Source organism: Niabella pedocola, assembly GCF_021044425.1.
GTDB classification, from domain to species: Bacteria; Bacteroidota; Bacteroidia; order Chitinophagales; family Chitinophagaceae; genus Niabella; species Niabella pedocola.
Map to the genome: position 1 here is coordinate 28447 of NZ_JAJNEC010000008.1, position 21226 is coordinate 49672.

Sequence of the window (21226 nt, forward strand, 5' to 3'; positions counted from 1 at the left end):
TTAATCATTAACTACGGTTACAACCTTTGAATATTGTACCGTTCCGGATTTATCATATTGAGCGATCCGTACAAAAACGGTTTGATTACGGTTCACATCAACCGTTTGGCCATCTTTCAAACAAGAAGCGGCAGCTACTACTATTACAGCTATTGCCAGCACCTTTGCCCATCTGGACCGTACCAGCGTTAACAGGAACAGCCCTCCCAGTCCGATAGCAGCCAATGAGGCTGGTATGATTAATGCCAGGCTGTAATCGATCGGCAGATCCGAATTTCCGTCAACACCTTTTGAGTCCAGCTTACCGATCGCCGTCCAGTTCTTACCATCATTGGAAGCTTCCACTACAAATTCCTTACTGTTTTTTTCTGATAAGGTTCTCCAGTTCACTACCAGCCGGTCATTTGCTCTGCTTACAGTAATACCTTCAATGGCTGCAGAAAGTGGGCTGCAGGTATTTACGGCAGGAGTTACCAGTCCAAAATCTACATTCGTGGTAGTACCACCGTTGGTAATTTGAATACTGCGTACCACTACATAAAGATTTTTGATCCGGTCCGGGTTATTCGTGGAATAAGGTGCCGGATAAATGGCGGGCAGGTATATATGCGTTGCATCATTGGTTCCGCTTGCCGAGCTGAACGTTAGGGAACTGTTGGAAGCACCCTGTACAACGGTATACAATGTGGCACCGCCATCATAGATCTTGGTATCTGTAACGGAGTATCCTGCAATACCGTCGGTTTCCTGGTATACATCAAAAGCGAATTGGATGCTATTGCCGGTGCCATTAGCGGTAACGGTAAAGTTCAGGATATTCGGGCCGGGATTGCCACAACCGATCAGTGCTACCACAGAAGGATCTGCTGCAGAAAAAACAAAGCCGGGCAGTGCGCAGGCTACAATTTTACCATTATTATCCTGGGCAGACCATGAGTCACCTTTAAATAAAGGAGGTGCAGAGGAATTACAAGCCCCGGGCAGATCAATCACAATATTTTGAAATACAAAATGCGTAGCGGTTGAATTAGGAACAGGCGTTTTGGTAAACGTTACACCATCGGATGCATCCAGCACATTTACAGTGTTATCTGGCCCGTAGGTAGCCGACAAAACCGGATTCGGAGGTTGTTGAGAATAATCCAACGCCAGTGTAAACAGCGCGTTACCCAATATATTAGCACTGGTGGGCGCCTGGTTGCTGTACGTCCAGCTCTGGCCATTGTGATAACCGCCGGCAGTCCATACATGGATATACGTATACTTATTACCACCATTTACATCAATATCCACGGAAAGCGTAAGCGTCGTCCGGCAATACGGTTGCCCGTTAATGATTACGTTTGATGTGCCCTGTACTTGTATCAGTGGGCTTACAAAGGTACAGGGAGCAGCCACAGCGCTCTGTTGATTTAATAGAATCAGTGAAAAGAGTGTTGCAGTTAAAATTAAAAACCGAGTTTTCATCGTGTGCAGTTTTAGAATTAAAAAATAGGATCATGTTACCAAATGACATCTGGTAAAGAGGGAGGAATGATTCAAAAAATGTCGGATACCTACGGTGTATCGCAATAGTTTTGAGTGGGGTTACCGGCATATATCCGCCGCTACCACTACCGGGTCAGTAGCGGTTCAGGTACGGAAATAAAGCCCGTATAACCATACGGTTTGCTTTCAAGGTTCGCGGTCACATCCGCAACGGATGTTGTAAATTGGTTGGGAGGGTATAGGGTATGGACGAATTAAGCCATAGCAGCAGTTCTATACACAAAACTATTACATATACAGCACCCGGGAAATCCCCGAAAATAGGGATGCGCTTACGCAGATACGGAAAACGCTCGGGTCGGATTAATTATATGCGCTGGCATGCGCTGCTTCAGATCATCATCATATTGCAACCACCATTTTGTGGTTAACCGGTGCCCTCATCAAGAACGAAGCCTGCGCCCTGCCTGGCTGCTGCTAAACACAACACTTGTATACAAGCGCCATGCGATAGCTTTTCTATGCCAAATTTACTTATATACAAACCCCTTCTTATACAAATTCGACCAGTCCCCTGTTTTCATCGCCAGGTCGTTTACTCCGGAGGATAAAAACAGCATAAAAAAAAGGCTGTCTTTTCAGACAGCCCCTGCCGTTGCAACCGCTATGCTGCTTAATCATTAACCACTTTAATCACTTTTGAATACTGTACCCCTCCATCTTTATCATACTGTGCAACACGAATAAACCCTACCGCTCCGCTTTCTAGATCCACCGCTTTATCGTCCTTTAAACAAGCTCCGGCCGCAACAACAACCGCCGCCAGCGCCAGCACTCTTGCCCAGCGGGAACGTACCAGGGTAAGCAGGAACAAACCGCCCATACCCAATGCTGCAGCCGCAACAGGTAGCCCGATCACCAGGCTATAATCCAGGGGACCAGAGGAGGTTCCGTTAGCCGCTTTTGAATCCAGTTTTCCGATGGTTGTCCAGTTTACATTATCATCGGACCCTTCCACTACAAACCCCTTACAATTATTTTCAGAAGCAGTAGTCCAGTTTATCATGATCTGATGCTCCTTTTTTACAACAGTGATGCTTTCAAAGGCAACAGGCAGCGGATTGCCACCAATTACCACGGATGAATTACCACATTGCGCCGAACCGCAGGAACCGGTCCGCGGCACAAATACAGCTTTAAGCGTAGACAAACCGGTGCCGCAGCTGAGGCCGGTATATTGCATGGTACCATTGCCATTATGCTGAAAGCAGTCCTGCTTTATAAGCACGTTATTACAATAGATATTAACTTCAAGGGTTTTATTACCACTTGCTGTGAAGGCAATATCCAGCTGCCATGTTTGGCCATCATTGCTTGGATTTGAAAATGCAGCGCTGGTTACTTTTAAACAATTCTGCGCCGCGCTTAGTAATACCATAAAAACCCCGATAACAGAGAGTAAAAATCTGAATTTCATTTGTGCAGTTTTAAGAATTAAAAAATCAGTACCCGGAAAAACAGCTGGTAAAGGAGCTTAACGGAATTCAAAAATTCAGACACAAAAAGTATCATTACCATTTTTGAGTGGAGCATAGGTTCTTTACTTCTTAGTGCCCTAGTGTAGTGATTACAGCGGCACGGCATTACAGTACCTATTACAGATGTTTCATAGAAAGCAGTTACATTCGCAACGAATGTAGTCATTGATTTGGAGGGAATACAGCAATGAGCCATCAATTGTGCGATGCAGGTGCCCGCTGCCTTTTTTAAATGCGCACTAACGGTATTACCAATCTGTTTGTATGCAATAACAAGGCCCGCAGTACTGCTCTATATTGGCGTACCATCCGTCTTGTTTCGGGTCTGCCTGTTGTCCGGCGATCTGCCGGAACAACCATTCGCCTCATATCCGCTTTAATGTTCTGATTGCCTCTGACCCAAAAATAAACCTATATCGAGGTGGTAATTATTAAATTCGACGAGTACCGGCCGATATTCGTCGGAATCCCTGCAACCCGGGACAAAGCGGCTCCTAATAGAATGCTTCAAACAACACAAGCAGCAAAGCCCCTTCAACCCCGCACGGGTGCTGCTTTTTGTGTCCATACCCCCTGTTGCGGGTATTATGATGGCGTCCGCCTCCGGAAGAATATCCGGACATCCGCATTACCGGGTTTACGGGGATAAACGGGCCCTTCCCTTCCGGCATTATATTTTCATTAAACGGCAGAGCCGGAAAAAGCCATCACCGGATGATTATAATTGCTAGCATCGGATCGCAACCCGATGCATCAGCATCGATGGTTCCGCCCTTAATAGATAGATACTGAAGTAACACTCTCCGAACCGGAGGTATTTAAAACTCCTTAGTCTTTTTGAATGGTAATACCCACGGGTCCCTTCACTATCCCATCGGCCATATTGCTTCGCGCAATGATTAGTGTATAAACACCTTTCTTCAGGGTTTTATATTGCATGGTGCGGCCAAATGGTCCGTCGGTTTTTCCATCCGGCATTTCGATCTGGCTGATCCGCACATTCCGCTCACGTCCCTCCGGATTTAACTGCACTGCTAAATTCCGGGTGCCGGCTACCGGTACCTGTATATGTACCTGCTGATAATCTTTCTGTATATCTGCATGCAGCGTATCGCGGTTTCCCTTTGCCTCCAGTACAATAATAGAGTCGGCAGTTCCGGAGTTGTTAGCGGGCACGGAATCCTTTTCCGGAATACCGGATATGCTGTCTAATTGCGGCTTCTGTATAGCAGGAGCGCTATCGGCCGGTACCGGCTTCGGATCTCCGGTATGCCCACAGGCACACAGGCACCATGAAAAAGCGAGAACGTATCGGTGTATGCGTAGCATCATTTATAATTTTTGTAGGTTTACAAAAATATTGAATCTGCTATGAACAAGAAATTTATCCTTTCCACCACGGCTACCATCCATTTAAAAGGTGCTGAAATTGTAGAGTATTGCGGTATTGTATCGGGCGAAACAGTTATCGGGGCCAATATTGTACGGGACTTTTTTGCTGGTATCCGGGATATTGTTGGCGGCCGTTCTGGATCCTATGAAGAGGTATTGCGGGAAGCCAAAGACACGGCTATTAAAGAAATGCAGGAGCATGCGCTGCGCCTGGGCGCTAATGGTGTCATCGGCGTAGACCTGGATTATGAAACAGTAGGACAAAGCATGCTGATGGTGGCGGCCAGCGGCACCGCGGTGAAAATTGAAGGGATCTGATACCGGCCAGGCGCAGGATTCCCCGGTTGCAGCCGGAAACAGGTTTTAAGAAACAGGCAGCAGTACCGGCAAGCTGCGGCTTCAACCAGACGATTCGTGAACAAACAATCGTTCTTTTTTGATAAAAAATATTGATAACCAGACAACCAGGTTATCTGCACCTGCGTCTTATTTCCGATTGAATAATAAAGGTGGGACAAAAAAAATCCCCAACATTGTTACACGTTGGGGACCTTCATCAAAAACCATTAACCATTAAACCTTATCCTATGAAAATTCAATCTCAAATTTATAAACAATTTCCTATATTTCAAAAGTAATATTTTGAAGTGTGGGAAATTTTCACATTTTCTTATCAAATTATTTCCTGCCAAACCCCTAATAAGCTAAAAATCAATGAAAAGAAAAGTTGTAGTGGCCATTACCGGTGCAAGTGGCTCTATTTATCCTTTGCGGCTGTTATCCAAGTTTTTACAAATACAGGAGCAATGGGATGAAATTGGGGTGGTAGTAACCAACAACGCTAAAGAAGTATGGCAGGTAGAAACAGGCACTGCTTTTACACCGGAATCTTCCTTTTCCTACTATGCCACTACCGACTTTAATGCACCTTTTGCCTCGGGCAGCGGCCGGTTTGATACTATGATCGTTATTCCCTGCTCGATGGGTGTGCTGGGCCGGATTGCTACGGGTATTTCCAATGACCTCATCACCCGGGCGGCAGATGTTATACTAAAGGAACGGCGCAAGCTGATCTGTGTGGTGCGCGAAACACCTTACAGCCTGGTACATATCAGGAATATGGAATTCCTTACTCTTGCCGGCGGCATTGTTTGTCCCGCAACTCCCTCCTATTACAGCAATCCGTCAAGTATAGAAGCTGTGGCAGATACCGTAGTGGACCGGGTGCTGGACCTTGCGGGTTTTGACATTCCTTCCTATCGTTGGGGTAGCGCCGAACAGGATCTTTAAAAAATCCCCCCTTTTATTCCCCGGGCCTTCAAAGAATATACAGGGACCGAAAAATACCTGAATCGCTTTTTCGTTGCTCTGTTGACACCGGAAGCAACCGGGTAGCGCCGCTGTTCCCTTTCTTTGTGCAACTTCAGGATCCGGAAACCCTGGCGCAAGTATCTTCAAATAAAAAAAGCCATCTGTAACAGATGGCTTCCAATATTGTTAACTCCGTTTTTACCCAAGGGGAACGTTAAAAGGTACTTTCTTCGGCGGCAAACATTGCTTGTCATCGCAGGTCTGGTATTCCACCGTTCCGGAAAGTGCTGTTTTTGCTGCGGTCTTTAAAGTTACTTTCTGTACAAACGTCACGGTATTTGCATACTGATAGGCTGTGGAGTTGGTACTGGCATCATGGAATTTTTCCATTTTACCTACTTCCTTCACGTTACCCGCCCGCATGATCAGGGGATTATTGGTAAAACCTACTTTTGTAGGATATGCAATAGCATTCTTGGGCTGTGTTTGAGAATACAGGTGCCAGCCGCTTTTCAGCGTAGCTACCATTTGTACTTCATATACCTTGTCGCTGATTTTTTTTGCAGTAAACTTCCAGCTTGCAGGATCTACCTGTGCCCGGGCTGTAGCCAGGCTCAATACAGCCACCAGTGCCAATACGATACTTTTCATCTTTTCTGATTTTATTTTTTCAAACACAAAGGTACCTGCTCATTCGTTTATAAAAACCTAAAATGAGTATATAAAGGACGCAGGGCTTAAGAAACCAGTTGTCTGGCCATCAGCAGGGAGGTAAGGATTTTTTTACCATCTTCATTACCCAAAACAGCGCTGCAGGCCCGCTCCGGGTGCGGCATCATACCAAACACGTTCCGCCCTGCGTTGCTGATTCCGGCAATATTATCAATGGCTCCATTAGGATTGCTTTCAGGTGTTTCATTACCGGAAGCATCACAATACCTGAAAAGGATCTGGCCATTTGCTTTCAGCTCCTCAAGTGTTTGAGGATTGGCGTAAAACCGGCCTTCGCCATGGGCAATAGGAATTTTATATACTTCCTGAAAGCGCTCGGGATCATCCTTCAGTTGTTCTTTGTAAAACCCGTCGGGCTTAATGAAAAGATTTTTACAGATGTATTGCTGGCGTTCATTCCGCAGCAAAGCGCCCGGCAGTAAACCCGATTCGCAAAGAATCTGAAAGCCGTTGCACACACCATATACTTTACCTCCGTTATTGGCAAATTCGATCACCTGCTTCATAACCGGGCTGAAACGCGCAATAGCACCGCATCTCAGATAATCACCGTAGGAAAAACCACCGGGCAGAACTATGCAATCCTCTGTGGAAAAAGCACTGATATCTTCACTTTTATGCCAGAGCGGAACCACTTCCTGGTTCAGATCATATTGTAGAGCATCCAGCATGTCGCGGTCGCAATTAGACCCGGGAAATATAACTACTCCAAATTTCATTCGTATCTTGTTTAATCCAGATCGCAAAGATAACCTTATTTCCCTTGCGGGAATTTAGAATATCAAATGTAACCTATTAAATTTTAAAAGTGGTTCAGGGCCAGGTCTTCAACGTTAGTGGGAATTGAGAATCGAGAATTGAGAATCCAGAATTGAGAATTGAGAATTGAGAATTGAGAATCGAGAGCCCAGATTTCAGACGGCAAAGCGGGGCTGGTGGCGCTTTCAGTTATCAGCTTTCAGCTATCAGTTGTCAGATGTCTGTGTTCAGGTGATGCTGTAAAGGGGCCGGAGCCGCGCCGTTTACCGGAACCCCGCGATTTCTATCGCTATAATATATCCTACCGTTAACCAAAAGGCTATTACGGGGTATAGCCGCACTTCACTGTTCATATAGCCAAAGCCATGTACCGCCGCGCAGGGTACCAACACCAATACCCAATTGGTAAAACCGGGTCCCGGATTTACAAAGGCAATTCCCACTGCTGCAACAAAATACAGGAGAAAAAGAATCCACCCTTTCCGCACCTGGATCAGCATTTTTGAGGAAAGTGCATTGATGGCATAAATACCCGCCAGCAAGGGCAGTATCGTAAGGAACAGGGCGCCCGCAAACCAAAGTCGTTGCTTTCCAAGATGGATGCCTACCGAAAACGGCTCCAGCATGGTATAAACCAGGGGCCACTGGTTGGTCAAAAACAGGTAGATCAGGTAAAAATAATACGGGGTAAAAAAGCCCAGCAACAATAACAACCATTCGTTTATACGGAATGGTCTTAATATACCCAGCGCCAACAGTCCCCAGGCCAGGAAAAATACCGATGGCTGAAAAAACATCGTTGCCACGCCCAATACCATTCCGCAGTTAAAAATGAGGCCCTTTGCGTTGGGATGGTTATGTGCCTTGAAAATAAAAATAAACGACAACAAGAACAGGAAGGAAACAATAAGCGGAGCAGACAAATAATTGAATTCCGGTATAAAGGAAGATACCAGCATCAATGCCATGCCCGGCAAATAATTAGCCCGGCTTACAAGTCGCTGGTTATTGATAAAATTGGTAAGCAGGTAGGCCTGCCAAAATAAAAGCAGGAAGGCGGCCATTGCAAAAAAAGACGGGAATACCGCCACCACCGGCTCCAGAAAACGGAGCAGCTGGTCATAAAGAAACCCATCCTGCCGGCGGATGACCACGGCCTGTTTACTGTTTTGCGCAGCAGGCAGGAAGAACCAGGGCAATTTCAGCAATAGCCCCAGAATGAAAATCATAATAAGATTTCCCGGGTTCTTTTGTTTAAAAACTCCAATCACAGCAACAGTCAGTCATATTTAATTTTGAGCGTCCCTTATGGGTTAGAAGTCAACTTTTGCAAACGAAATATTCTTTTTGTATACATAAGGAATGATCATACTGCCGGGGCCAACCTGCTTACCATACCGGGGCATAAAGTCCACATATTTGTCTTTTGCCTCAATTGGCTCCGCTTCGGTTCTTTGTCCACCTTCGGTAATGATCACATCATCCAGATCTGAGATCTTGCCGGCGCGGTTCAAAATAAAGTGCATCCGGTCCCCGTCTACCAGCACCTGGTAAGAAATGGTGCCATCTGTTCCCACCTCCGACTGATTCTTGAAAATGACCTGGTCAGAAGTGCGGTTTCCGTCTTTATCGAAAGAGAATACACCTATATTTCCTGCATTGTACCGGGCATATCCGTCTCCGTATCCATAGCCGGCGCCCCACCAGTAACTCCGGTAAAAGAAAGGCGAATAATAATAGTACGGCGACCAGTATCCCCGGCCCCATGCACCCCAGCCGCCCCAGCCACCATAAAAACCGTAAGGACCGCCATAGAAACCATAGGGGCTACCCCAATAATTCCACCGGTCCCACATTCCACCGGCATTGGTGGTGTACAGTGCCTCCGCACCAATGGAAAAGCCACCGTTCTGATGAATGATAATATTGTTTATAAACAGGTCATTAAAGGCGGTTTTTCCACCACTCTTGCCACCCATTTTTTTCCTTAGGTCCTCGTTGAACGGGGTTACGGTTTCAAAGCGTTTTTCCCGGTCACCCAGCCCCAGGGCGTAATTATAGATACCGGCAATATTCCCTTTTTTCTGCTGCGCATAGAAGGAACTTAGTAAATAGCGGTTGTTTCCCTCATCGATCTTCAGTTTGATATCATCGAGGAACAGCTCATCCACTGCAAGCGGATATTCGTTATAAATATCGCTGTTTTCCGGTTTCACCATCAGCGCGGCCTCCTGGATATTACCGCTGTTAAGCCGGTTGTATTTCACAAAGGCAAAATCCCCGTTATTGGCCAGGCTGTAGCCACTCAGGAAATCGCCGCCTTTTACCATGGGTACCGTATAACGGCTTTCCTTGATCAGGTTGAGCTCACCGTCGTAAAGCCGGGTTTTGAACACATGATGTGCCGGGTCTTTTTTATTGATCTTGAACAGGAGGATCTTATTTCCATCGCTGCTTTTTACGGAACTGTTGATTTTGCGGTCTGCCGTATACGCGATAATGGTCGTGTCCAGCGTAACCGGTTCCTGGAGGATCTTCCCGTTCGCCTCTACCCGTACGGCATTACAGTAAACCACATTGCCCTTCTGAAACTGGTACAACAGGTAGGCGTAATTATGAAACGGGTAAAAGGTAAGATCCAGCAGGTCTTTTTTTTTGGGGAGTATGGTTATGGGCACCGATTCCAGCAGTTGCATACTTTCATTAAAAACATTGATCTGGTGGGCTCCTTTTACCTCTTTATAGATGAGATAGTTGTTGGCCAGCTTTCCTATGATTTCAAAATTCATCCGCTGCACGTCCGCCTTATTTACATCGGCGTACACAATACTTTGAGCACCTGCAACGTTTATAAGGCTGAAACTAAGTAGTAACAGACTAAAAATCAATTTTTTCATACACTTTCAATATTCAATTGCATAAAGTTACAGCTTTCTTTAATACCCAACCTGCTTTTAACAAAGCCTGTTATCAGGGGAAAAATATAATGAAAGGCGGTAATAAAATAAGTTTTTTGTTTATTAATCTTTATTTAAACTTTGCTGCTTTATCGCAGAAAAAAAGGACTCATAGCAAGTGAAAGCTTCTACAAACAAAATGACGGCCGCAGGCCTGCTAGTTGCATTGGGAATTATTTATGGTGACATCGGCACCTCCCCGCTTTACGTATTTAATGCAATTATCGGGAACCGCGAGGTGAACGAGTTGCTGGTGATCGGGTCCCTTTCATGCATCATCTGGACCCTTACCCTACAAACAACGATCAAATACGTAGTGCTTATTTTAAGGGCAGACAACCGGGGGGAGGGCGGTACCTTCGCCTTATTTGCCCTGGTCCGGCGGCGACGAAAATGGCTGGTCATTCCCGCGATGATTGGCGGTGCCGCCATGATCGCTGATGGAATTATTACCCCACCTATGACCATCACCTCGGCCATCGAAGGCCTGGCCATTCTCCCCTCGCTCAGACACCTATCTGCCAATACTATCGTTATTATCGTCCTTTGTATCCTGTGTGCGTTTTTTTTCCTGCAACAGTTCGGAACAGCTTCCATTGGTAAAATATTCGGGCCTATCATGTTCCTCTGGTTTACTATGCTGGCTGTTTTTGGACTTATTCACCTTTTTGACGATGTTTCGATATTCCGTGCGCTGAGCCCGCACTATGCCATCGACTTCCTGATCCGGTACCCGCACGGGTTCTGGCTGCTGGGTGCCGTTTTTCTCTGTACTACGGGGGCCGAAGCACTTTACAGCGACCTGGGGCATTGCGGAAGGGAAAACATCCGGGTGTCCTGGATGTATGTAAAACTCTGCCTGCTGCTGAACTATTTCGGACAGGGGGCGTACCTGTTATCCACTCACAACGGACTTACCATTACCGAATCGGTAAAGAAAACACTTGGCATCAACGCTTTCTTCAATTTAATGCCGGATTGGTTCATTGTACCCGGGGTCATTATTGCCACCACGGCGGCCATCATCGCCAGCCAGGCCATGATCTCCGGTGCGTTCACGCTTATCAGTGAGGCCATGCGGCTGAACCTCTGGCCCAAGGTAAAAATACGATACCCCTCGGAGGCCAAGGGACAGCTATTCATCCCGGCTATCAATACCCTGATGTTTGTAGGTTGTATCGGAGTGGTGCTTTATTTCCAGCAATCTTCCCGTATGGAGGCGGCCTATGGACTTGCGATTATTGTTACGATGCTAACCACCACGATCCTTTTTGCCAATTACCTGGTGTTGAAACGGGTCAAACCCATCTGGGTATATATTTTCATCATCGGCTATTCGGTTGTTGAAATAGCCTACCTGATCGCATTGCTGGCAAAATTTGTGCATGGCGGTTATATTACCATCATGATCGGCGGAGTTATGTTTATCGTGATGTACGTATGGTACCGCGCCCGCAAGATCAAAAACCGTTATGTGGAGTTTGTGCGCATGGAACACTATATTCCCAAAATGCAGGAATTGAGTGCCGACCGTTCCATTGCCAAATATGCCACGCACCTGATCTACCTCACCAGTGCCGATAATCCCCGGGAAATTGAGCATAAGATTATCTACTCCATTCTAAACAAGAAGCCGAAACGCGCCGATATCTATTGGTTTGTACATGTAGATACCCTGGATGATCCGTATACGGCCGAATATAAAGTAGAGCATATTATTCCCAACGATATTATCCGCATCGATTTCCGCCTGGGCTTTCGCATACAACCGCGGATCAATATCATGTTTAAGAAAGTAGTGGAGGACCTGGTGGTGAATAACGAGGTAAACATCATCAGCCGCTATGAAAGCCTGGCCAGCAGCAATACGGTAGGTGATTTCCAGTTTATGGTGATGGAAAAATACCTGAGCCCGGATAACGACCTGCCTTTTATGGAAAAGATCATTATGAAACTTCATTTCCTCATTAAGCAGATCAGCCTTTCTGAAGAAAAAGGCTTTGGGCTCGATCTTTCCAATGTAACGGTAGAAAAATTCCCGCTGATTGTGGCACCGGTTACCAGCGTTAAACTGAACAGGATCCAGGATCCGGAGTGATTTTTTGTTTCAGGTTTCATGTTTCAAGTTCCAGGTTAGATTTCGTTTTATATTCGATGATCTATTGCCTATTGCGCCTATTCACCATTCCCTTAATTTGGGACAGGGAGACCGGGAGGACCAGGATTTTTTCAGATACTTGCGATGGGGCAAATCCCCGATCCCTGCGCGTAATCGACTGAAGGAAGAAAGCCGTTTCAGGTTCAACGTTTCAGGCTCCATGTTAGATTTTTCATACCTGAAGATCTATTCACTATTGACTCATTTCCACATCTTCAAATTTTCAAATTACGCCCACCTTACCCGATGGGGATCACGTTCGGCGAGGGCTTTTTCTTTAGCTGCTCCGGTACGGCCGCCAGGATCTCTTCCCGGAGGGCCTTTACGAGTTTTTCCTTTAAAAAATCGCGGTGTACCGCCAGACTTACCTCCCGGACCGGTACGGGCTTTTTGAAATGCCGGATCAGCTGTTGCTGGCTCCTGGGCATTTGCAGGGTTACCAGTTCAGGCACAATCGTAACACCATCGCTGATCTCCACCATCCGCTTCAGGGTCTCCAGGCTCCCGGCTTCATATTCCAGGCCGGAATGTTCCCGGCTTTGTTGCTGCAGCTCGCAGATGGAAAGGATCTGCGACCGGAAGCAATGCCCTTCCTCCAATAGCCAGAGTTTGCTGGTGTCTATATCTTTGGGCAGAATGTATTGCTTTTCATAAGCCCGGTTCTTTTTGGAGGTAAACACCATCAGCTCCTCATAAAACAACACATGCTCCGTAATACCGGCTTCATTCAGTGGTGTTACCAGGATGCCTGCATCGATCTTTTCATCCTTCAGGTAGGAAACAATATGTTCCGTCATCAGTTCATGAATGATCAGCTTGATGTCCGGGTATTTTTTTATAAATGCCGGTACAAAGATGGGCAGCAGGTAAGGTGCCAGGGTGGGAATAATACCGATGCGCAATTGCCCGGATATTTTTCCCTTTTGGTCTTCAATAAAACGGTTCAGTTCATTGCGCGCATGCAACACGCGCCGGGCGTGCTCCAGTACCCCCTGCCCTATAGCGGTAGGTACTACCGGAAGCTTGCTGCGGTCAAAGATCTTTATACCCAGTTCATCCTCCAGCTTCTGTATCTGCATACTCAATGTGGGCTGGGTAATATAGCAGGAATCGGCGGCCTTTATAAAATTCCGGTGCGTATCCACCGCGAGGATATATTCCAGTTGCTGAAGCGTCATTACGTATCTATTTTATCGATAAAAATAAGCAATTCATTGATTTTAACTATCATGCCGCCGAGACTGCCAGTGGCGTTTTTACTTTAGGCCGCAAGCCCTATCCATACGGCGCCTCAAAGCAGCATTCTTGCAGCCGCTGGTACCGGAAGCATTCCGGGGTTGTAAAGAAGGAGCCGGTTTCTGGACTTTTATATAATTTAACGAAGTATAAATATACTACCCGGCCGCAGCTACCACACCAGGCCACAGCATAATAACGCAACGGTTAATATGCTCGCGTGATACGCATTACAAGCACGCATTCCCTGTCTCTGAAGCAACGACGTATTATAATTCTTCCAGCAGTACTTTTTTACCCACCGTAAGCCGGTAGTTTCCGCCCACTTTTAATGCATAGTTTTCGCTATCATGACTTACCGGAAAGTCAAAACAAACCGGGTAACCGTATTCTTTCACCTTATCCCAAAGCAGCTCCTGGAGCGATGTCCCAAAAGGCCGGGTAGTATCCTGCAGATCAGTAAACCCGCCAAAGATCATCCCCGCAAGGCGGCTTAACTTTCCGCTGCGCTTCATCTGGTATAACATGCGGTCGATATTGTATTTCTGTTCACCGATATCTTCAATAAACAAAATTGCGCCATTGGTCTGTATGTCGGACCGGGTGCCGATGGCGTTCACCAACAAGGACAAATTGCCGCCGATCAGGGGGCCGGTTGCGGTACCTGTACGGTTATAAACAGAACGGACCACACTGTACCGCGCCTTTTCCCCGGAAAGGGCCTGCCGCAGCGACCGTACATAGCGGTTTTTGTATCCGTTATCATTAAAAGCCGCTGCCATTGGTGCATGCAACCCTGCAATTCCAAAATTGCGGTAGATATGGTTGTGCAATATGGTAATATCACTGTAGCCAATAATCCATTTCGGATTTTTCCGGAACTTTTTAAAATTGACCTGGTCAATGATGCGCCCCGTTCCGTATCCCCCACGCCCGCAAAGCACCGCCTTTATATGGTCATCATCCAGCATTTGCTGCAGGTCCTGCAGGCGCTCCGCATCCGATCCTGAGAAATAGGTTTGCGATGATCCGCCCAGGGTAATACCGGCTTTCACCTGGTATCCCCATTTCGTTAGGGTTTTTATGCAGGTTTCAGCCTTGGCCGCATCCATATATCCTGCCGGGCATACGATCCCGATCGTATCGCCCTTTTTCAGGGCAGGGGGTAATATTACACTCATGCGTGAATCATTTATATACTGGTTAATGTGGCGCCACCTGTAACTACTGTAAGCTGGTGCTTTGTACCGCAGCGCAATGCATAGTTATTGACCTGGTGCCCTACCGGAAAATCAAAACAGACCGGATAACGATACTCCTTTGTTTTTTCCAGTACGATATCATAAATATTTTTCCCGAACTGTTCATCGAGCGGGTCCTGCTTGATCTTCATACCACCCACGATCAAACCCGCCAGGCGCGCCAGTTTGCCGGTGCGTTTCAGGTTCCAGAACATCCGGTCGATACTGTACAGGTATTCGCCCGTATCCTCCACAAACAGGATCTTTCCATCGGTATTCATATCGGAGGCTGATCCGGCAAGGGTTTCAAGGGTTTTAAGATTTCCGCCCACCAGGATGCCGGTAGCTGTTCCCGGCCGGTTGAGACTGTTAAACGCTTCCGCGGTATAGCTCATGCGTTCCCCGGTAAGTGCTTTCCGGATGGATTCGATCGTATCTTTTTGCAATGGGTCTGCGGTATCCCATACATCGGGAAAGCTGTTGCACATTTTTGAATGGATGGTTGCTATGCCAAAATTCCGCTGGATATGTGCATGCAGTACCGTGATATCACTAAACCCGATCACCCATTTCGGATGCGCCTTAAACCGGTCCCAGTTAAGGCCGTCTACGATCCGTACCGATCCATAGCCTCCGCGGGCACACATGATGGCCTTTACCTGCGGATCATCCAGCATCTTTTGAAGGTCATCCAACCGTTCCGCATCCGTTCCTCCGAATGTAAAGTCCCGTTTACCGATGGTGTAGCCCAACCGTATCTTGAATCCCCATTGCTGCATCAGCGTGGCAGCCGGAATGATCCCTTCCCGCAGTACAAACCCGGCCGGCGAAGTAATACCGATCATATCCCCCGGTTTCAGATAAGGCGGAATCATTTCTTTGCTATCTGCGGTTGATACATGAGCCCGCGCTATTGCCGGCATTCCTGCTGCAGCCAACAGGGTCATTGATGATTGAACAAAGGTTTTACGGTTCATGACTGCTAAGATAGGGTTGGGAGGCTACATTCTAAATACAAAATTTCAAATTCCGGATATCATTACGGGTTTCAGCCTTTAGTTATCAGCGGCCAGATTTGAGAATTGAGAATTGAGAATCGAGATTTGAGATTTGAGATTTGAGATTTTTAGGTCCGGACTTCCGGTGGCAAACCGGGGTTGATCTTGCTGTCAGCTATCAGCTGTCAGTTTTCAGCTATCCGCATTCAGATGATGCCGTAAAGGGATCGGGAATCTGACCTGAAACGTTAAACACAAAATCCGGAACTTTTTTTATAGGTCTTCAGAGGGCTGTTATCGACCGGTAGCATTGGGAATCGAAGATCCGGCACAGCGCCAGGAATCGTAATCAGCCTGAAACGTTGAACATGCAACCTCGAACGGTTTTCTGTCAGCTATCCGTTTTCAGATGATGCCGTAAAGGGATCGGAAATGTGACCTGAAACGTTAAACATGCAACCAGGAACGGTGCTTCTACGAGTCATCAGCCATTCGTTTTCAGATAAGATAGTGAAGTGATAAAGCATTCAACCTGAACCTTAAACCTGGAACTTCTCCCCCGTAATCCGCGTCACTACCATAGCTGCTACCGTATTTCCGGTTGCATTCAAAACAGTGGCCAGCGGATCTACGAGGGTACCAATAATCATCACGGCGGGTATCGCTTCTGTGGGCAGGTGATAGGCCGAAATCATCAGCAACTCGCCGATGTATCCGCCATTCGGGATGCCCCCTTCCACCATACTGCAAAGGATGGTAATGCCCAGGGCGAGCAAAAGGTTCTGCGGATCAAAAAAATTCCAGCCCAACATCTGGAATACCACATAAATTTTTACAATGGCCGAAATCGAAGAACCGTTCTTATGCAGGGTGGTACCCAGCGGAATTACCACATTGGCGATGGATGCGGGAATGCCGATACGATCGGCTGCAACCAGGTTGGCCGGCATCGTAGCCAGGCTGCTGCAGGTACTTACAGCAGTTAGTGATGGTATGATATTGTTTTTCCAAAACAGCCGTATTCCCTTGCGGCCATTGGCCATAAAGGCGTATAATGTAAAAAAGATAAAAAAGTACAGTACCCCGGTTCCATAGTACAAGGCCATCGGCTTTGCATAAAACCCGAATAACTGCGGCCCCAGATCGGCCGCCTGGTAAGCAATATAAGCCCCCAGCCCTACCGGTGCACCTTTCATGATCAGCAGCAACAGGTTCTTCATGACCTCATTTGCCGCTACCAGAAAATCGTAAAATGGCCTGGCTACGGTACCTGATTTACGAACCGCAGTGCCCAGCAACAACGCAAACACGAGCAATGCCAGCATGTTTTGCCTGGACAACAGTTGGTAAAACTCCCCTACAGTAAAAAAGGAAACGAGGCGCTCACCCCAGGTTTTATGATCGCCTTCGGCAACCGCGGTAACAGCCCCCTGCCCGGCAGGAGATATAGCCAGGGGAAACAGCCATGCCATCAATATGGTAAACAGTGCAGCCAGCACGACAAAGCCCAGGAAGGTAAGCGCCATGGCTCCTAACACACGCCCCAGCCGGCTCTTCTGCTCAATAGCGGCAACCGATATTGCAATGGCAAAAAAAACCAGGGGTACCACCGTTACAAAAAGCAGGTTCAGAAATACATCTCCCAGGGGTTTAAGGGCCACCACCGACCCGGGAAAGAAAATACCGATAAGCCCGCCGGCCAGCATACCTGCCAATAGCAGTATAATACCGGAATAGCTGGTCCATAACTGTTGCCTGGAAAATTTTGTCATAACACGGATCTGTATCTATAAAAATAGAAAAAATCGGGATCACTGCCCGGATCTTTCCGGAGAGATTCCTAAAATAGCCGGGCGCCGTTATACAGTCCTCCTCAATACCAGGTATCACTGCCGGGCCAAACCATTTCCCCTAGCGTGGTTCAGAACACGTCTTAAACCTGATCGTACAGGGTCGTAAAAAGAATTCTTCTGAGGAAGCAAAGTTCCGGCCGCTTACCTGTATTTCATATACTGTACGGATTTCAGATCCAACCGGAGAGTAAATACTGTATACGCCTGAGATTATTCATCCTATCGGCCTATCCCTGCGGGTTCTCTTGCCGCTGGTGCTTTTCGTAAAGCAACCATAAAGAACAATTGAATAAAATCCGTACCTTTGCCATTCACCAATTGTTTCTCAATAAGCACATGTAATCGATTCTTTCGTTTAAGATCATAAGAACGGGCCCTCCGCGGGAGCAGCCTCTTTATTCCATCCTTAAAGAAAGAAACATGTTGACGCTTCAAAACCTATCCTACGTCCATCCGGACAAAGAACCACTGTTCAGTAATATCCATCTCACCGTAAACCGGGGTGATAAAATCGCATTAACGGGCAACAATGGCGCGGGCAAATCGACCCTGCTACGGGTGATCGCCGGCCAGCTGCCTCCATCGGGCGGACAAATTTACGCCGAGGTTCCGCCCTACTATGTTCCACAGGCATTCGGACAGTATGATCATTTCACCATTGCACAGGCCCTGGGTATCGAAAAAAAATGGAATGCCCTGCGGGAGATCCTGGATGGAAAAGCTTCGGAAGAATATTTTACCGCGCTCGATGATGACTGGACAATTGAAGAACGGAGCCGCGAAGCCCTGCAGCACTGGCAACTGGAAGAACCCGATCTTTCACGGCGGCTGTGCACACTGAGCGGCGGTCAGAAGACCAAACTGTTCCTGGCGGGAATGACCATTCACCGTTCCGGCATCCTGCTGCTGGATGAACCGAGTAATCACCTCGACATCGCCGGCAGGCAGCAGTTATATCAATTTATTGAATCCGCCCCGGCAACCATCCTCCTTGTAAGTCACGACCGGAAGCTGCTGAACCGTTTACAAACCGTATGCGAACTGGATAAACGTGGCTTAACCGCGTATGGCGGCAATTACGACTTTTATATTACCCAGAAACAAGCCGAACAACAAGCCCTGAGCCAGGATATTCAAAGCAAGGAGAAAGCGCTCCGCAAGGCAAAAGAGAAGGAACGCGAAACCATGGAACGCCAGCAAAAACTGGATGCACGGGGGAAAGGCAAACAGGAAAAAGCCGGGGTGGCCCGCATTATGATGAATACGCTCCGGAACAATGCGGAGCACAGTACTGCCAGAACAAAACAGGTACACGCCGAAAAGATCGGTGGCATTTCGCAGGAACTGCAGGAGCTGCGTGCAGCCTTGCCCGATATTGATAAAATGAAATTTGGTTTTGAGCACTCCGCTTTACACAAGGGAAAGATCCTTTTTTCCGCATCGGGGATCAACTACAATTATGGCGCGCGCCCGCTGTGGAAGAAGCCGTTAACCCTTCAGATCAGCAGCGGAGAACGGATTGCGTTAAAAGGACAGAACGGATCCGGCAAAACCACGCTGATCCGGCTGATCACCGGGGTGCTTGCACCCCGTGCCGGCACCGTTCAAAGAACAGAAAGCTCATCTGTTTACATCGACCAAGATTATTCCCTTGTGAACAACGATCGCAGTGTTTATGAGCAGGCCCAACGGTTTAACACAGGCGCTCTGCAGGAGCACGAGATCAAGATCCGGCTCAGCAGGTTTTTGTTCACCTCCGAATACTGGAATAAATCCTGTAACCGGCTAAGCGGCGGGGAACGGATGCGGCTCCTGCTCTGCTGCCTTACCATCAGCAGTCAGGCACCCGATATCATTATCCTGGATGAGCCGACGAATAACCTGGATATACAAAACATCGGGATACTGACCGCCGCCGTGAATGCGTACGAGGGTACATTGATCGTGGTATCACATGATGAAGATTTCCTCGAACAGGTTCATATCGGAAGATCAATACTATTGGTCTCCTGAAGCGACTTCCTTTTCCCGGTAATCGGATGTAAGCATTCCTGAAAATCCCCAGTTGTCGGCCTCAATTTCCTGGATCACGATATGGATATGTTCCGGCTTTTTTCCTAAAACAAGGACCAGCGTTTTGGTAAACTGCTGTATGATCTGTTCCTTCTGATCCCGGGATATTGCCGGGGTTACCTGTAAATTAATATATGGCATAATAAAATTGATATCTTCTGCTGCAGTACTTAAAACGCACACAAAACTTCATGGAACCACGGCTGCAAGGTGCTAAATAATCTCCCAGTCTTCGATATCCCCCGGCACTACTTCAAACAGCCGGTTTACTTCGATATCCCCGCAGTGCTGAAGCTGTTTGAATTTTCCGGGATCCCTGATTTCTAATTTTTTCAGCAAATGCCGGAACTCGTAATGCAGTTGTCCTTCCTGTACTGTTATGCGAACCTTTGAAGACGCGCGGCCGATCTTTGTTTGATCGAACCGGTATCCCCTGCTTAACGCCTCTTCATATATAATCGTAAGGTATGCATTAATGGCCCCTACCGGTTGTTTCAGGCTTTTAAAGCGGTTGAGTTGCGGATGGTTTTTGTAGCCCACCGTACGCCCCTCCAATACGTGTTTAGCGAGAAGGGTTTCCCGCCACAATGCTACCATTCCTTTTGCATCCAGGTATTTAGGATGTAATGACCAGATCCGCATACTTTAATATTTAGGCCCGGACAGACCGGATTCCCCGCAAATATAAGTTACCCGCAGCCCCGATCGTGGTGGCGCCTCAATGCAACTATTTTTTTTAAATGCCCCCGCGATCCGGATAAAAAAAATATTCCCTTTCCTAATAAAAATTATTATTTATATATGAAAATTTTCGTACCTTTAGCCCAGTGTTTTTCATAGGTTAGCAACGGCCAGCTCTTTTTAGGGCAGGCCTTTTTTATATCTGATTGATTTTAATACATTTATAAAACGCATTGAGCATTTACTCAGCACCCGGCCCTTCAAACAACCTTGGTTTCCGGAAACAGTATAACTGTTCCTTATTTTTTCTTTTTTAAAATTTCGTTGTAGGCAGATAACAATGCTTCTGTTACCAGTTCAATGGCAACCCCGTTTAGCTCAAACGTAGTAGCGCCTTTTTCGCCCCATTTATTGGGAACCGGATAAATATGTTTTGCGTCCATCTGGCAAAAGAGGGCCTGCTCTTTCGTACTTAAAAAAATATTGGCCGTATTATCTTTATCAAGATACGTCGCGAACATCCGCTTACCCGTTACCTTAAAACCGGTACGGTCGAAATGTGGCCGGGCTTCTGTTCCCGGAAAGGAAAGCGCCAGTGCTGTAAATACTTTTTCAGTGATCATGGTATGCGTTTGACAGTTTACTTCATTGCTTAGGTAACGCGCAACACCGGGACACTGTTACAGTTACCCGGATTTATTTCAACAGTATCCCGCGAGGGATGCATTAGCTGTGATGCCGGGATTTGAAAATACAAAACTTTTCCAAGCTTTCTCGAAGATGTATGGCTATTGTTTCGCAGCAATAAG

Annotated in this window: 18 protein-coding genes; 4 read left to right on the plus strand and 14 right to left on the minus strand. The window is 47.0% G+C overall.

Going from position 1 to position 21226, the window contains the following annotated elements; all coding sequences use genetic code 11:
• The 3 genes from LQ567_RS24640 to LQ567_RS24650 form a co-directional block, all read right to left on the minus strand.
• Positions 1-1467: a hypothetical protein gene (locus LQ567_RS24640; RefSeq protein ID WP_231008586.1), complete on the minus strand. Its 1467-nt coding sequence runs from the start codon at positions 1465-1467 to the stop codon at positions 1-3.
• Positions 1468-2161: 694 nt separating this feature from the next.
• Entirely contained in the window at positions 2162-2965 is an 804-nt protein-coding gene (locus LQ567_RS24645; RefSeq protein WP_231008587.1) for a hypothetical protein, read from the minus strand.
• A gap of 889 nt (positions 2966-3854) precedes the next feature.
• The gene (locus LQ567_RS24650) at positions 3855-4358 is read right to left on the minus strand and encodes a hypothetical protein (RefSeq protein ID WP_231008588.1); all 504 of its coding nucleotides are present in this window, start codon (positions 4356-4358) and stop codon (positions 3855-3857) included.
• A gap of 39 nt (positions 4359-4397) precedes the next feature.
• Here LQ567_RS24650 and LQ567_RS24655 point away from each other — a divergent pair, with 39 nt between their 5' ends.
• The gene (locus tag LQ567_RS24655) at positions 4398-4736 is read left to right on the plus strand and encodes a YbjQ family protein (RefSeq protein ID WP_231008589.1); all 339 of its coding nucleotides are present in this window, start codon (positions 4398-4400) and stop codon (positions 4734-4736) included.
• Positions 4737-5132: 396 nt separating this feature from the next.
• Entirely contained in the window at positions 5133-5708 is a 576-nt protein-coding gene (locus tag LQ567_RS24660; protein WP_231008590.1) for a UbiX family flavin prenyltransferase, read from the plus strand.
• 219 nt (positions 5709-5927) lie between these two features.
• On the opposite strand, the gene LQ567_RS24665 is transcribed toward LQ567_RS24660, so the two are convergent.
• The 4 genes from LQ567_RS24665 to LQ567_RS24680 all read right to left on the minus strand — a co-directional run bounded on the left by LQ567_RS24665 (position 5928) and on the right by LQ567_RS24680 (position 10117).
• Entirely contained in the window at positions 5928-6380 is a 453-nt protein-coding gene (locus LQ567_RS24665) for a protein-disulfide reductase DsbD domain-containing protein (protein ID WP_231008591.1), read from the minus strand.
• Between the two features lie 86 nt (positions 6381-6466).
• Entirely contained in the window at positions 6467-7180 is a 714-nt protein-coding gene (gene purQ / locus LQ567_RS24670) for a phosphoribosylformylglycinamidine synthase subunit PurQ (protein WP_231008592.1), read from the minus strand.
• Positions 7181-7483: 303 nt separating this feature from the next.
• Positions 7484-8449, minus strand: a complete 966-nt coding sequence (locus LQ567_RS24675) for a hypothetical protein (protein ID WP_231008593.1) — start codon at positions 8447-8449, stop codon at positions 7484-7486.
• Positions 8450-8533: 84 nt separating this feature from the next.
• Positions 8534-10117, minus strand: coding sequence for a hypothetical protein (locus LQ567_RS24680; RefSeq protein ID WP_231008594.1), 1584 nt, complete (start codon positions 10115-10117; stop codon positions 8534-8536).
• A 178-nt stretch (positions 10118-10295) separates the two neighbouring features.
• On the opposite strand from LQ567_RS24680, the gene LQ567_RS24685 reads away from it, so the two are divergent.
• Positions 10296-12275, plus strand: coding sequence for a KUP/HAK/KT family potassium transporter (locus tag LQ567_RS24685; protein ID WP_449586259.1), 1980 nt, complete (start codon positions 10296-10298; stop codon positions 12273-12275).
• A 299-nt stretch (positions 12276-12574) separates the two neighbouring features.
• Here LQ567_RS24685 and LQ567_RS24690 read toward each other — a convergent pair whose 3' ends face one another.
• The 4 genes from LQ567_RS24690 to LQ567_RS24705 form a co-directional block, all read right to left on the minus strand.
• Positions 12575-13513, minus strand: coding sequence for a hydrogen peroxide-inducible genes activator (locus LQ567_RS24690; RefSeq protein ID WP_231008595.1), 939 nt, complete (start codon positions 13511-13513; stop codon positions 12575-12577).
• A 327-nt stretch (positions 13514-13840) separates the two neighbouring features.
• Positions 13841-14752 carry a S66 peptidase family protein gene (locus LQ567_RS24695; protein WP_231008596.1) on the minus strand — a complete coding sequence of 304 codons (912 nt, stop codon included), beginning with the start codon at positions 14750-14752 and terminating at the stop codon, positions 13841-13843.
• Between the two features lie 11 nt (positions 14753-14763).
• Positions 14764-15789, minus strand: coding sequence for a S66 peptidase family protein (locus LQ567_RS24700; protein WP_231008597.1), 1026 nt, complete (start codon positions 15787-15789; stop codon positions 14764-14766).
• A 560-nt stretch (positions 15790-16349) separates the two neighbouring features.
• On the minus strand, positions 16350-17582 hold the full coding sequence (locus LQ567_RS24705) for a dicarboxylate/amino acid:cation symporter (protein WP_231008598.1): 1233 nt from the start codon (positions 17580-17582) through the stop codon (positions 16350-16352).
• Between the two features lie 501 nt (positions 17583-18083).
• Here LQ567_RS24705 and LQ567_RS24710 point away from each other — a divergent pair.
• On the plus strand, positions 18084-19676 hold the full coding sequence (locus tag LQ567_RS24710; protein ID WP_231008599.1) for an ABC-F family ATP-binding cassette domain-containing protein: 1593 nt from the start codon (positions 18084-18086) through the stop codon (positions 19674-19676).
• On the opposite strand, the gene LQ567_RS24715 is transcribed toward LQ567_RS24710, so the two are convergent.
• From LQ567_RS24715 to LQ567_RS24725, 3 genes are all read right to left on the minus strand, one after another.
• Positions 19662-19877: a tautomerase family protein gene (locus tag LQ567_RS24715; RefSeq protein ID WP_231008600.1), complete on the minus strand. Its 216-nt coding sequence runs from the start codon at positions 19875-19877 to the stop codon at positions 19662-19664. The genes LQ567_RS24710 and LQ567_RS24715 overlap by 15 nt on opposite strands.
• 72 nt (positions 19878-19949) lie before the next feature.
• Positions 19950-20378 (minus strand): pyrimidine dimer DNA glycosylase/endonuclease V, encoded by a 429-nt coding sequence (locus LQ567_RS24720; RefSeq protein WP_231008601.1) that lies wholly within the window; start codon positions 20376-20378, stop codon positions 19950-19952.
• 338 nt (positions 20379-20716) lie between these two features.
• On the minus strand, positions 20717-21040 hold the full coding sequence (locus tag LQ567_RS24725) for an MmcQ/YjbR family DNA-binding protein (RefSeq protein WP_231008602.1): 324 nt from the start codon (positions 21038-21040) through the stop codon (positions 20717-20719).
• Positions 21041-21226 lie beyond the last annotated feature (186 nt).